At 53.8% G+C, this 12,759-nt stretch carries 10 protein-coding genes and 1 riboswitch; of the genes, 7 read left to right on the top strand and 3 right to left on the bottom strand.

Annotated elements, in window-relative coordinates; genetic code table 11:
- Positions 1 to 20 precede the first annotated feature (20 nt).
- Together MJ257_RS04135 and MJ257_RS04140 are read right to left on the bottom strand one after the other, a co-directional pair.
- Positions 21 to 1,406, bottom strand: coding sequence for a sensor histidine kinase (locus MJ257_RS04135; RefSeq protein ID WP_240268041.1), 1,386 nt, complete (start codon positions 1,404 to 1,406; stop codon positions 21 to 23).
- On the bottom strand, positions 1,403 to 2,089 hold the full coding sequence (locus tag MJ257_RS04140) for a response regulator transcription factor (protein ID WP_240268042.1): 687 nt from the start codon (positions 2,087 to 2,089) through the stop codon (positions 1,403 to 1,405). The genes MJ257_RS04135 and MJ257_RS04140 overlap by 4 nt, the downstream gene beginning before the upstream one ends.
- Before the next feature lie 160 nt (positions 2,090 to 2,249).
- On the opposite strand from MJ257_RS04140, the gene MJ257_RS04145 reads away from it, so the two are divergent.
- From MJ257_RS04145 to MJ257_RS04155, 3 genes are read left to right on the top strand one after another with little or no spacing between them, the layout of a single operon-like run.
- On the top strand, positions 2,250 to 3,260 hold the full coding sequence (locus tag MJ257_RS04145; protein ID WP_240268043.1) for a multicopper oxidase family protein: 1,011 nt from the start codon (positions 2,250 to 2,252) through the stop codon (positions 3,258 to 3,260).
- Positions 3,194 to 3,733 (top strand): multicopper oxidase domain-containing protein, encoded by a 540-nt coding sequence (locus MJ257_RS04150; protein WP_240268044.1) that lies wholly within the window; start codon positions 3,194 to 3,196, stop codon positions 3,731 to 3,733. Before MJ257_RS04145 ends, MJ257_RS04150 begins: the two co-directional genes overlap by 67 nt.
- Before the next feature lie 30 nt (positions 3,734 to 3,763).
- Positions 3,764 to 3,970, top strand: coding sequence for a DUF5957 family protein (locus MJ257_RS04155; protein ID WP_240268045.1), 207 nt, complete (start codon positions 3,764 to 3,766; stop codon positions 3,968 to 3,970).
- Between the two features lie 5 nt (positions 3,971 to 3,975).
- Here the strand turns inward: MJ257_RS04155 and MJ257_RS04160 are convergent, their stop codons facing one another.
- Entirely contained in the window at positions 3,976 to 4,857 is an 882-nt protein-coding gene (locus tag MJ257_RS04160) for a LysR family transcriptional regulator (protein ID WP_240268046.1), read from the bottom strand.
- Between the two features lie 140 nt (positions 4,858 to 4,997).
- Here MJ257_RS04160 and MJ257_RS04165 point away from each other — a divergent pair, with 140 nt between their 5' ends.
- From MJ257_RS04165 to MJ257_RS04180, 4 genes are all read left to right on the top strand, one after another.
- Positions 4,998 to 6,380: an MFS transporter gene (locus tag MJ257_RS04165; protein ID WP_240268047.1), complete on the top strand. Its 1,383-nt coding sequence runs from the start codon at positions 4,998 to 5,000 to the stop codon at positions 6,378 to 6,380.
- A 98-nt stretch (positions 6,381 to 6,478) separates the two neighbouring features.
- Positions 6,479 to 6,558, top strand: a riboswitch (cyclic di-GMP riboswitch).
- 15 nt (positions 6,559 to 6,573) lie between these two features.
- On the top strand, positions 6,574 to 7,380 hold the full coding sequence (locus tag MJ257_RS04170) for a transglutaminase-like domain-containing protein (protein ID WP_240268048.1): 807 nt from the start codon (positions 6,574 to 6,576) through the stop codon (positions 7,378 to 7,380).
- 218 nt (positions 7,381 to 7,598) lie between these two features.
- On the top strand, positions 7,599 to 8,030 hold the full coding sequence (locus MJ257_RS04175; RefSeq protein ID WP_240268049.1) for a hypothetical protein: 432 nt from the start codon (positions 7,599 to 7,601) through the stop codon (positions 8,028 to 8,030).
- Positions 8,031 to 8,234: 204 nt separating this feature from the next.
- Positions 8,235 to 12,605, top strand: a complete 4,371-nt coding sequence (locus MJ257_RS04180; RefSeq protein WP_240268050.1) for a SpaA isopeptide-forming pilin-related protein — start codon at positions 8,235 to 8,237, stop codon at positions 12,603 to 12,605.
- Positions 12,606 to 12,759: the final 154 nt, after the last annotated feature.

A 12,759-nucleotide genomic window follows, 5' to 3' on the forward strand; every position in this document is an offset into this window, starting at 1 on the left:
ATGATTCGAGAAAATCCAGGCTAAGGCGCGTTACGTGTTACCGGGCCAATAGGCAACGTGACGATAAAAGCCGTTCCTTCTCCGGGGCGGCTTTCGGCTTCCAGCGTGCCCCGGTGGTTCGTTACGAACTCCTTGGCGATGGCCAGTCCCAGCCCCATCCCTCCGGCGTGGCGGGAACGCGCTTCATCCGTTCGGTAAAAGCGATCGAACAAATAAGGCAAGTGTTCGGGGGAGACGCCGGGACCCGTGTCTTGAACGCGAATCTGCAGCATCCGCACCGGGCTGGGGCTGACGGTCGAAGTAACGTCCACTTCCCGCTGCGTTAGAAGGATCCGTCCGCCCTCCGGGGTATACCGGATCGCATTATGCAGCAGGTTAAGAAAAACCTGCATCATTCTCTCCGCATCAGCCGGAACCGACGCGCAGGTGCCCATAACCTCAATGGAAACCGCGATGTTCTTTGCCTCCGCTTCCCAGCTTACCCGCTCTACGGCTTCCCGCAGCAGTTCGTCCATATTCGTCGGGCGAAGATCCAGCTGAAGTTTGCCGGCCTCCGCCAATGATAGCTGGTGCAGGTCGCCGACGAGCCGCGTGAGACGGATCAATTCATCCTGGATCGGCAGCAGGTTCTCCGGCCGAATCTCGCCGCCGCCCTGCTGCAGGAGATCCAGTTTGCCGCGGACGATCGTGAGCGGCGTACGCAGCTCATGAGCGACGTCGGCAACCAGATTCCGGCGCACTTCCTCGGCCCGTGCCAGCTGCGCGGACATGTCGTTGATCGCTTGCGCCACCTTGCCGTATTCGTCCTTGGTACTCACCGGCGCCTGAATCCCGAATTCGCCGCGGCCCAGCCGATCGATGATCGGAACCAATCGGCGCAGCGGGGAAGTCAGCCAACGCGAGACAAAAAAAGCAACGCCGAGCGAGAGCAGCATAAAAACAACCGCTCCGGCCCCAACAAGGAAAACGACCGAGATGGGGGTGCCGATCCGCAGCTTGGACAAATTCGCCACATCGGAATCGTAATAATACGCCCAACCGATGGTTTTGCTCTGGCTGGAGAGCTCCCGGTGGATTCCCAGCCGCTCCAATAATCGAACCGGCAAGTCGTCGCTGACCGCCAGCATCCGACGGCCCGCATCCATCAGGCCGATGCTGGGTGCCCGTCTTCCGTCCGGCGCAAGGCGTGCCAAATCCGCAGGCGTCAGCGCTGCCCAAGAGCTTCCGTGATCCTCATAATAGGCCTCGAGTTTCTCCTCAATTCGATTCAGCTCCTCCATCCTGGAAGATTGCAGCATCACTTCAAGGGAATCCCGGATCGTGAAATAGGTGAACAACATAAATATCAAGCTGACCCCGAAAATAAAAGCGGCGATGACGAGAAAAAGCTTGCGGGAGACGGTCATGGCTGCGGGGTTTCAAACCGGTAACCAAACCCGTATACGGTCTTGATGTAGACGGGATGGGCCGGATCCTCCTCTATTTTTTTACGGATGCGGCTGATATGGGCGTCGGCCGTTCGCTCGTCGTTGGCGAAATCGTCTTCCATGGCGGCGAGCAGTTGCAGCCGGCTGTAGACGATGCCCGGTTTGGCGGCAAGCATCAGCAGCAGCTTGAATTCCGTTGGCGTCAGCGCAATCTCCGCGTCCCGCTTCCATACGCGGCATTGCGCTTCGGAAATCGTCAGTTCCCCGCGGTTCAGCAGCTGTTCGGCCGCCGCATTCCCCTCGATTCGCCGCAACACGGAACGAATGCGGGCTGCCAGCTCACGCAAGGAAAACGGCTTGGTCATATAGTCGTCGGCACCCACCTCAAGGCCGATTAATTTGTCGGTTTCCTCTACCCGTGCGGTCACCATAATAATACCGACCATCCCCGTTTTTCGCAGTTCCCGGCAAACCTCGATCCCGCTCATTTCCGGCAGCATCCAGTCGAGCACGACTAACGAAGGTTTATGCAATGCGGCTTTGTGCAGCGCATCACGTCCTGTCGCGGCCGTGATGGTTTGAAATCCTTCCTGCTGCAAAAAGGGCTCCATAAATTCTATGACTTGACGCTCATCGTCGACAAGCAGCAAAGTATGCGGCATTGATGTTCGTCCTCCCATGCCTGTTTTTTTCATTATATCCGCTTTCCTCCTGCTTTCCATCCCGCCCGGGGAATTTCACGGAAACCGTAAAGGATCGTCACAAGTTCTCAACATTTGACGGATATGATGGGGTCGAACCAAGAAGGAGGAGGAAGGCAAGATGGCCGGATTCGGCTTGATACTTAAAAAATCGGCACTCTGGAGCGCATGCTTCGGCGTCCTGCTGCTCTTAGCTTCATGTGGCTACAATGAGCTTCGTTATCCGGAGGAAGTGGATATGAGCCAAATGCATCGTGAAGCCTTAGAAGGCGATGCCCTTAATCATACCGGCCATGAAGGCCACGATGCCCCTGCAACCGGAGATTCTACCGATGCGGTATCCTGCACCGAGTTGAAGGAGGCCGAACCGGACTCAGGGGAACCGGTGAGGAGTTTTGAACTGACCGCGGTAAAGTCCGTTCTAACTCTGGACAACGGGAAAAGGACGGAGGCTTGGACGTTCAACGGAACTTCGCCCGGTCCGGAGCTGCGGGTCAAGGAAGGGGAACGCGTAAGAGTAACGCTAACGAATCGCGATATCGGCAAAGGGGTGACGATTCATTGGCATGGCGTCATCCTGCCCTGTTCCCAGGATGGTGTGGCCGGCGTCACGCAGGACGCCGTTTGGCCGGGCGGGCAGTTTACCTATGAATTCATCGCCCGTCATCCGGGAACGTACTGGTATCATTCCCATCAGCAAAGCTCGGAACAGGCGGGCAAAGGGCTGATCGGCCGGTTGATCGTCGAACCGAAGCAGTCGGATTTCGACTACGATCTTGATTATGCGGTCACGCTGCAAATGCTGAACGATAAGCTGAAGCTGACCAATGGCCAAGCCGGTGGTTTATATCTCGATGCAACCCCCGGCAAATCGGTAAGGCTGCGGTTGATCAATGCCTATAGCGAGGTGCAGTGGATCGGGGTGGCCGGCGCGGAGTTCCGGGTGATCTCGATCGACGGGCAGGACTTGAACGGGCCGGGGGTTCTCCGGGAACAGTGGATTCCGATCGGCGGAGGCCAGCGCTACGACGTCCTGTTCACGATGCCGGCTGACGGGCAGGTCAGGTGTACAGCAAAGAACATAAAGCCTGGAACATCATGCTGGGGAGCGGGCCGATACCGGAGCCGCTGAGCAAGGACGCGCCGCAATTCGACTTCACGAACTACGGAACCCCGTTGGCTGACGGGATCACTAACGACATGAAGTTCGATCGGGTATATGATTTAAAGCTCGGCATCCTCGACATAAACGGCAAGAAGTTTCATGAAATTCCGCCGCTCCTCGTGAAGGAAGGGGAGTGGATCAAAATCCGTTTCAAGCATACTTTTGGCGGCCCGCATCCGATGCATCTCCACGGACATCTCTTCAAGATCTTGACGAAGAACGGCAAGCCGCTGACGGGCAGCCCCATTTACGCCGATAGCGTGCTCCTGTTCAGCGGCGAGGAGTACGAAGTGGCCTTCCAAGCGGACAATCCCGGCTTGTGGATGGAACACTGCCACAATTTGGGGCATGCCGCCAACGGGATGACGATGATGGTGAACTACGAAGGGATGACCACACCGTTTCGCGTGGGAACCCGTACGGGCAATCTCCCGGATTAACCATTCAACGAAGAGGAAGGAGGAATTCAAGTGAAAAAAGCACTTTGGTTTATCGCAGCGCTCGTCGGCGGTTTGATCGGCGGGTTGGTCCTTAGCGAGTGGATTGCCGTCTCCGCGGTCGCCTTGCTCAGAGGAGATCTCTCCTGGCTGAGGGGGATAAAATACTTGCCGCTCGTGACGGCGGCGCTGGCCGGCATCTTGGTACTGAAACGGAACTCTCGCCGTAGGAACCGCTAAGACATTTACGCGCCGCTATAATATTCGCTCAGAAACTGCCGGAACCGGCGGGCGGCTTCGGATAAATACCGCCGTTCCAGCCAAGCGACGGAGAAAACACGCCGGCACGTCGGGCTTTCGATCCGCAGCATCGGGTAGGGAGGACGTTCGTCCTTCCGGCATGCCGGAACGAAGGCGACGCCCAATCCGGCTTGGACGAGGCTGCCAAGCGCGGTGGGTTCGTCGACTTCGCAAACGATGCGGGGACGAATGCCTGCGGCGAGGCAAAACGATTCGTTGATCTTGCGAAACGGGTGTCCCGCTTTATATTCGATGAAAGGTTCGTCCGCCACGTCTTCGAGGCGGACGCTTTCGCTTGCCTCCAACCGGTGACCGGGCGGGACGGCGAGAAACACCTCGGCGTCCAGCACCGGCAGCTCGCGCACTCCCGGATGATCAAGCGAGGAAGCGGTGAAGCAGAGATCCACCTCGCCTTTCTCCAACAGCTCGATCATTTCCTCAACGGATGCCGGCGACGTTTGCAGGATGCGGAAGTTCACCTCCGGGTAGGCTTCGCGGAAGGCACCAAGCGCGGCGGTAATGCGTCCCAGGGTATTCGTAGCCAAATGGATGCTGCCACGCTCCATCCCCGCCAAATCCGCCACCTCCTGCCGGCCCTCTTCCAGGACGTCCAACGCCGTCTCGACCTTTTTCAAAAAGGCTTTGCCAAAGGCATTCAGCCGAATCTGGCGATTTTGCCGATCGAACAACGGAACTCCCAAGTCCTCCTCGAGCCGGGCGATCGTTTTGCTGAGCGCCGGCTGGGCAATATGCAGCTCTTGGGCGGCCCGGGTCATATGCTCCAAATGAGCGACCGTGCGAAAATACTCCAATTGAAGCAACTCCATGTGGATGACAACTCCTCTCGGTCTGGAACTTGGTAATTGATAACCTCAAGTTTATGGATATATAAATTAATATATATTTTTCATTATTAATATTCAATCATACAATAACTTGTGAGGAAATCGATGGGGGGACGATAACGATGAAAAATGCCGGTTCATCGGAGGCGAACGAGAAGCTGATCCGGATTTTGGCTTTTACCATGATCTTGTCATCCATGGGGGCAACGATGTTTAATATCGTGCTTCCTGAAATCAAAGACGAATTCGGCTTATCCGTTACCCAGGTCAGCTGGGTTTCGACGGCTTATGCCCTGATTTACGCCATCGGCGCCGTGATTTACGGAAAGCTGGCGGATGCTTTCCAGTTGAAAAAACTGCTGACGTTCGGGCTAATCTTGTTTTGTTTGGGTTCATTGACCGGATTGTCGGCTCAGGCGTATTGGATGGTCTTGCTGGGCCGCGTGCTGCAGTCGGCTGGCGCTTCTGTGGTTCCCGCGGCCGCGATGATCATACCGGTGCGGCATTTTCCCGCTGAGCGCCGCGGGTATGCGCTCGGCATTACGGCCACGGGACTGGCGATTGGAGGCGCGATTGGGCCGGTCGTATCCGCGCTGCTGGTCACCCTGGTCGATTGGCGGTGGTTGTTTTGCATCCCGATGTTGATGCTGTTTACGTTGCCGTTCTACCGGAAATACCTTAGCGATGAGCCGATTCGGGCCGTTCGGATCGATTGGCTCGGCGGTGGGGCGCTTGGCATCACGGTCACTCTGTTATTGCTCGGCGTCACCTATGGTCGCTGGGAGCTATATTTAGGCAGTTTGATCGGGTTTCTCCTGTTTCTATGGCGGATCCGCCTGGCTCCGCAACCGTTCGTGGATCCGCGATTATTTCGGAACCGAAGCTATTCGCTTGGCCTGCTGTTGGCGGTGCTGGTCATGGGGATCGGCTATGCGCTGCCGTTCCTGACGCCGCAGCTGCTGGCCGATGTGAACCGGTTGCCTGCCGGTTGGATCGGGTTTGCCATGGTGCCCGGGGCTGTCGCCTCGGCAATCCTCGGCCGCAAAGGCGGCAAATTGGCGGATGCCAAGGGCAACTCTTTCGTCATCTATGTGGCATCCTTGCTGCTGATCAGCTGTTTTGCCCTGATTTCGGTGGCGTCCGGGGCGGCGGCGGGCTGGATTGCGGCGATCTTGATCCTGGGCAATGTGGGCCAAATGTTCATGCAACTGGCGTTGTCCAACACGATCTCCCGCACGCTGCCCAAAGAGCAGACCGGGGTAGGCATGGGGCTGCTATCCATGCTGGGCTTTTTGTCCGGCGCGGTTTCGACCAGCCTTTACGGCAATGCCGTAGATCACGGTTCGGCTTCGCATTGGAATCCGTTGAATTCATTTGAGGGCTCCGCCGCGTTCGCCAACATTTATTTGATCCTTACGCTGCTGCATATCGGCATCCTACTTTTTTACTATTTTTGCTTCGGTCGAGTCGGACGGTCCCGCATGGAGGAATCAGTATCGAGGTAGGTCTAAAGACCTGAGAAAAAACCGGTTTTGGAGCCTATCTCCATAAAACCGGATTAACAAATGGCATGAATTGTTCCGATAGATCTTTCAAGGAGCTTTTCCGATAAAGGCAAACCTGTCGAAAGGCAGGGACGCAAAGCTATAGGGCCTAAGCATGTTGTGGCAGCCAGCTACCGAAGGGAGTTTTTTTGGCATGAGAAAGTGGATATCCGTGGCGCTTGCGATCTTAATTTTGTTCGGAGGAGCCGGCGCAACGCAGGTTCATGGTTCGGAATCCCCGGGCTGGATCGATAAAACCCGGGTGGATCAGGGAGCGATCCGCATCAACTATGACGTGAAGACGAACATCAAAACCAAAGTGCTGATCGCCAAGGGCGAGGGGAAATACACCTACACGCTGACGTCTGGGCCCAACGGAGTAACCTTCCCGCTTCAAATGGGGAATGGAGAGTATACGGTCAGTCTTTTGGAACAGATCAAAGGGACTACGTACCGTTTGGTCCATAAGGGCACGGTCAAGCTGCAATTGCAGGACGAGAAGCAGGTATTTTTGCATTCCACGCAAAACGTGAATTGGGAACCGGACGGCCGCGCGGCAAAAATCGCCTACGAATTGACCCAAAAAGCGGTCGGAACCGAAGAAAAAGTGAAGATCATTTATGATTACGTTACAAGTACCATCAAATACGACGACAGGTTGGCGTTCAGCGCCACCTCCAGTTACCTGCCCGATCTCGACCGGACGCTAACCGAAAAGAAGGATATCTGTTATGGATTCTCTTCCTTATTCGCTGCGATGCTGCGCAGCGTGGGGATTCCGGCCAAATTGGCGATGGGAACCTCGGATTACGTCAGTACCTATCACGCCTGGAACGAGGTTTACGTAAACGGCAGCTGGATCACGATCGATACCACGGCGGATGCAGGCTGGAAAGGAACGACGACCGCTTTTACGATGATCAAGGATCCCGCGAAATATAAGACCGAGAAAGTATATTAAGCGACGAATCCAATTACGACGGTTGCGGAACACGCGCCGCTTCTGACATTTTGAACCTGCTTGCCGGGTCGGGTGTCGAAGCGGTTTTTTTGCGTTTTCACGCCCCCTAATCCCCGCCAACTAGCTAGAATGTCCAGAAGTTGTATAGACTCCCTATTTATACTCCTAGCAAACGTATTCCACAACAATGACGACTTACCAGGGAGAGGTAAAAGGTGATGGATGTTGTCGCTCATTTTAGGGACGGTTCCCGCGGCCTGGAGCTGGATACCTTCCAAGAGATCGAACTTACCAAGCGGCTGAAAAGAGATCAGCAAAGAGGCTTTTATATGAACTACCGGAAAAATCGGATCGGCATCGTTGCCACGCCGGACGGCCCCGTTTTTTTTGGCAACGGGCGTTTTTACCCTTTGAAGGAACGGCCGTTTCGATTTCGGCTCCACCGCCAGAAAAGGCGAATCGGGTTTCGCTTTGAATGGGACAACGAAATGAAGCTGAGCTTCACCTATTCGTCGATGGTTTACCGTGATGGGCGAATGTGGGAGGTCGACGAATTTCGCGATTTTGGCTGCTGGTTAGCGGAGGCGGCGAGAAAACATAATTTTTTGGATTTCTATACCGTAAAAACCCGGGACAAGCAGGGTTTATGATTTGGAAAATGACGGATGCGTCAATGAATAATGTCACTTATTAGCAAGGTAATCCTGTTTTTTCGGTCGATTGTCGAGAATTTGTTTAGAATGCTGAAATACGATGGTCATGTTGCCCAACACAACGTTTAACGAAGGGGGCAGGGAGACAAAGCCATTTGATAGTATCGATACCTTGGATAAAAGGAGGCAAAAACACGACTTATGAAACGCAAATTCTTGGCCATCATCATGGCCGCCGCGCTCGTTTTTCAAGGGATCTTCGGAGCGGGAGCGACCTTGGTCAGCGCCGATACGGAGGGATCCCCAAGCGATGCCGCCGCCGTGATCGCTGCGGATGCCGTTACTGACGCGGTTTATGAGGATCATGCCGCTGCTCTGGGCGCTTCCGCGGGGCAGGTCATTTCGGAGAATCTGATTACGGGTGTGGAGATACGCAATCAAAAACCCGAATATGATCCGGCTGCCGAAAAACTAATCATCAAGGGAGATCGTATTCAGGACATTCGGCCGGCGGTAAAGGACGAAGTGGCCGTCATTTACGCCTGGGCGTTCCCGAACGACTCCCACGGTTACAGCGACGGCTCCACCTTTGCTTTTCATTTACCCGATAAACTTAAAATCGGGCAGCAGTTGGAAGGTAATTTGGATGGCGAGGTTGGAACATATGTTGTCCATCCGGACGGAGAGGTCGTTTTTACATTTAACGACAGTATCGTTGGGCAAAAGCTGGAAGGCTATTTTTACGTATGGGTCAGCTTTGACGAAGACAAGTTTGAGGATGGCCTGCACCAACAGATTGATTTTAGCTCCACCGGGCTAGGAGTCATCGATGTTCATTTTGCGAATACGGCCGAGGACAGGCTGAAAAAGTCGGGGATCGCCAACCGAAACGGCTTTAACTCCGACGAAATCGAGTGGACGATTGATTTCAACCAAGGGGAAAAGGAGATCACAGCCGCGATACTCGAAGACACCCTGCCGGAAGGGTTGAAGCTTAAGGGCGATATCGAAATTCGCAAACTGCAGGTACAGGTCGACGGCTCGGTCAAAGCGGGGGAGGTAGAACGTACGGCGAATGCTTTCCCCATCGCGTTGGGCGATATCCATGAAGCCTACCGGGTGATCTACAAAACAAGCGTGGAAGCGCCAACCGCAGGGCCTTTTAATCGACTTTACGACAATACGGCCGTGCTCACCGGCAACGGGGATCAATACCGGGAAGAGGCCGACGGCAGCGTGAACATTCGCTTTAACGAGCCGCTTAACAAAGTAAGCAAAGCTTACGATCCGGTGAAGCAGAGCATTACCTGGAAAATCGAGTACAACTACAATCAACAAACGCTGGACCCGTTTGATCCGGCCGATCCCGATAAACCCGATGCTGCGTGGCTTAAAGACGAGTTTGATACCACGAAGCAGCGGCTAGTCGAGTCTTCCTTCGAAGTGTATGAAGTTGAGATGGATACGAGCGGCAAGGCGGCGAAACGTACCGGGCCTATCGATTCCTCGGCGTATACCGTCACCAAGACGGCCGACGGCTTTGAGTTCAAGTTCAATCAGGCCATCAACGGCGCTTACGACATCGAATACCGGACCGAATCGATCAAACGGGTTTACGAGGACGATCACATCACCAATAAGGTCGAAATCAAAAACGGAATGAAGAAATCGGCGGGACAGGACATTCGCGAACATATTTTTGCGAAAAGCGTAAGCAAAGAGGATTTCAACAAGAAGGAAATCGAGTGGAAGCTGGTTCTCAATTCCGACCTGAAGGATATGTCGGATATCGTCATTACGGAGAACTATGCGGGAAGAAATATGAAACTGGTCCCTGGCAGTTTACAAAAGACCGGTGCTCATAAGGATGATTTCCTGTTGGAAGCCAACGCGGATGATCCGAATTTTGAAAAAGGTTTCGTGATCAAGCTGAAACCGGGCGTTACGATTAATACGGAGCACGTGTTTACGTTTGCCACGGCCTTTGATCCGACAAAGGGAGTGCCAGCGGGCGGCCTTTATAGAAATGATGCTACCCTAGACTGGAAAGAAGCTGGAATATCGCAAGACTCGATTACCAAGTCGGCTTCGGTCACTCCGCAAAACTATACGATTGATAACGGCAACAAAAAAGGCGAGTACAGCGCCAAAGATAAAGCGATCACCTGGACGATCGACGTGAACTACAATTTATACGATATTCAAGATGCCGTGCTCAGGGATGCTTACACCGGCAACCAGGCTTATATCGACGGTTCGGTTCAGGTGAATAAGCTGGTGCTGGATAGCCGAAATAACGCCGTCGCTATTGGTGAGGAAATTAAACCGAAAAGTCAGGATAATCCGAACGGCTTTGATTTCCAGCTAAATCCGGATGGCAAGGGTTTTATGTTGAAGCTGGGCAACATCGGCAAAACGGCCTACCGGATCGAGTACAAAACCAGCCTTGACGGGGCGTTTCCGATTGTAGATACTTACTCCAACTATGCTACATTACACGACGGTGGAGTTCTACGGTTTGAAAAATCGGCCAATGTCACGCCGGCACACGGCGGGGTGTTTGTCAACAAAACCGGGAAGCAGCAAGGAACGAGCGATATCGCTTCCTGGACGGTCAATATCAACCCGAGTCAATCTTATATCGCGGCAGGCTCCAAGCTGACGGATACGTTGTCGGACAATCAAATTTTATTGCCCAACACCTTGAAGCTGTTCAAAACGGATTTGCCCGCGGATAATTCCGGGAACGTTTCGACCAAAGCCGGGTTGGTTGATCCCGAGGATTACGAATTGGCCGTAAACGGAAACACCTTTACGTTCACCTTCAAAAAAGCGTTGACCACCGCGTTTATTCTGGAATACCAGTCGTATATTAACGCGGATGATGGTGACAAAATTACCAATAAGGCTGAATTTGCCGGTCAAACCTCTTCCGTGAAGGGAGGAGATGGACAGGTAGGTGTGAAGGTTGCGTTAGCCGGCGCCGGCGGCGGCGCATCGGGAGGACGAGCCCCCATCCAAGTCGTCAAGGTGGACGATCGGGGTCAACCTCTGGAAGGTGCAGTATTCGAAATTTATAACGCTTCCGGAACCGTATTGCTGGAGACGCTTCCGGCAACGAACGCTTCCGGCGAAACGGAAAGCTTGCGGGAGTACCGGTTTAACGGCACGGACGGCCTTCCGTATCGACTGAAGGAAGCGTCGGCACCTGCGGGTTATTTGGTCGATCCCGAATACGGCGCTGGCACAGGCAAACTCGTTGCCTTCAAAAACGATGAGCCCTATAAAATCGAAAACAAAAAAATTCGGCAGGGATTTCAGTTTACGAAGGTGGATGCCGCAGATCCGTCCAAAAAATTAAAAGGTGCGATTTTCGATCTATACGTTAAGAACGGAGCAGACAGAGATTTCATCGAGACGTTGACGTCAGGTGAAGACGGCACGATCGCAAAGGCCGATCTGGCGCCGGGAGAATATGAACTGGTTGAAACGAAGGCTCCCGATTATTATCAATTGAATTCGCAGCCGGTTGCCTTTACCATCACCGCGAATCAAACCGCGATTGTTACGCGCGATCTGCCGAATGAACGGGGGTCCGGCGGCAAATTGGTGATCACGAAGGTCAATGCCAAGGATCAAACCGTCCTGAGCGGCATCGAATTTGAATTGCGGGACGGCACGAATGGGGCGGTCGGAAAGAAAACCACCGATCGAGACGGCGTGGTCGAGTTTGATAACCTGCCGTATGGTCCATATACCTTAGTGGAGACCAAGGCGGAGGGATTCGTGATCGAGCAGCCGGAGACCGAGGTTTCCATCAAGGAACCGGTCACGGCTTTGACGATCGAAAATAAACCCAATGACCGCTCGGTGAAGTTAATCAAAACCAATGCCGCGAAAACGCAAAGACTCCAAGGTGCGGTATTTGAACTGCTCGCCCAGAGCGTGTTCTTTAATCCGCAGGGAAATTATGAGTTTAGAAAAGTCGACGCGATCGATCCCTCCAAGCTCGTCACGGATCGGAACGGCGAATTGTACCTGGATCAATTGGAACCTAACAAGTACCGGCTAGTGGAAATTTCCGCGCCTGCGGGTTATGTGTTGGACAAAACGCCGATCGAGTTTGAAATTACGGAGAAACAAACCGAATCCGTGATTGTAGAAAAAACGAACAACCTGATTTACTCCCCTTCCAACCCAGGGGGTGGAGGCGGACCTGGCAACCCTAGCGACCCTAGCAATCCGGTTACCCCGAATACGCCGGTAGATCCGGCACAACCGGGCGAAGGCACGGTCGAGGTGCCGGAGGATCCGTCTCCGTCTGACGGAACGGGCGGCGAGAAGCCGCAGCCGGATCCGGACAAACCTACGGATATAGAACTTGACGATGACGGCAATCCGTTAGGCGGAACCCGCGGCGATCTTCCTTCCGATGAAACGGACGGAAAACCGGGAAGCAGTCTCTTGCCGAAAACCGGGGAAAGCAGTCTTCTCCCCTGGCAACTGGCGGGTGCCGCTTTCATCCTGGCAGGATGTTGGCTAAGACGAAAACGTAAGCAGCAAGAATCCTAATTTAGGGGGGCATTTCCAAAGATCCGGAGAATCGGAGCTTGGGAGTGCCCTCCTTTCATTCATTGTTAAGAAATTGTTCAGAAAGGTGAATTACAATAAGCCAATGACGCAATGACTTTTGTAATATAATTATTTTTTTAGGTCTTTATCCCGC

Origin of the sequence: Paenibacillus timonensis, from assembly GCF_022427145.1 — a bacterium.
GTDB classification, from domain to species: Bacteria; Bacillota; Bacilli; order Paenibacillales; family Paenibacillaceae; genus Fontibacillus; species Fontibacillus timonensis.

Excerpts from the sequence above, each read along its gene's own strand:
- MJ257_RS04145 (WP_240268043.1), top strand. The coding sequence starts at position 2,250 with ATGGCCGGATTCGGCTTGATACTTAAAAAATCGGCACTCTGGAGCGCA.
- MJ257_RS04135 (WP_240268041.1), bottom strand. The coding sequence starts at position 1,406 with ATGACCGTCTCCCGCAAGCTTTTTCTCGTCATCGCCGCTTTTATTTTC.
- MJ257_RS04140 (WP_240268042.1), bottom strand. The coding sequence starts at position 2,089 with ATGCCGCATACTTTGCTGCTTGTCGACGATGAGCGTCAAGTCATAGAA.
- MJ257_RS04175 (WP_240268049.1), top strand. The coding sequence starts at position 7,599 with ATGGATGTTGTCGCTCATTTTAGGGACGGTTCCCGCGGCCTGGAGCTG.
- MJ257_RS04165 (WP_240268047.1), top strand. The coding sequence starts at position 4,998 with ATGAAAAATGCCGGTTCATCGGAGGCGAACGAGAAGCTGATCCGGATT.
- MJ257_RS04170 (WP_240268048.1), top strand. The coding sequence starts at position 6,574 with ATGAGAAAGTGGATATCCGTGGCGCTTGCGATCTTAATTTTGTTCGGA.
- MJ257_RS04180 (WP_240268050.1), top strand. The coding sequence starts at position 8,235 with ATGAAACGCAAATTCTTGGCCATCATCATGGCCGCCGCGCTCGTTTTT.
- MJ257_RS04160 (WP_240268046.1), bottom strand. The coding sequence starts at position 4,857 with ATGGAGTTGCTTCAATTGGAGTATTTTCGCACGGTCGCTCATTTGGAG.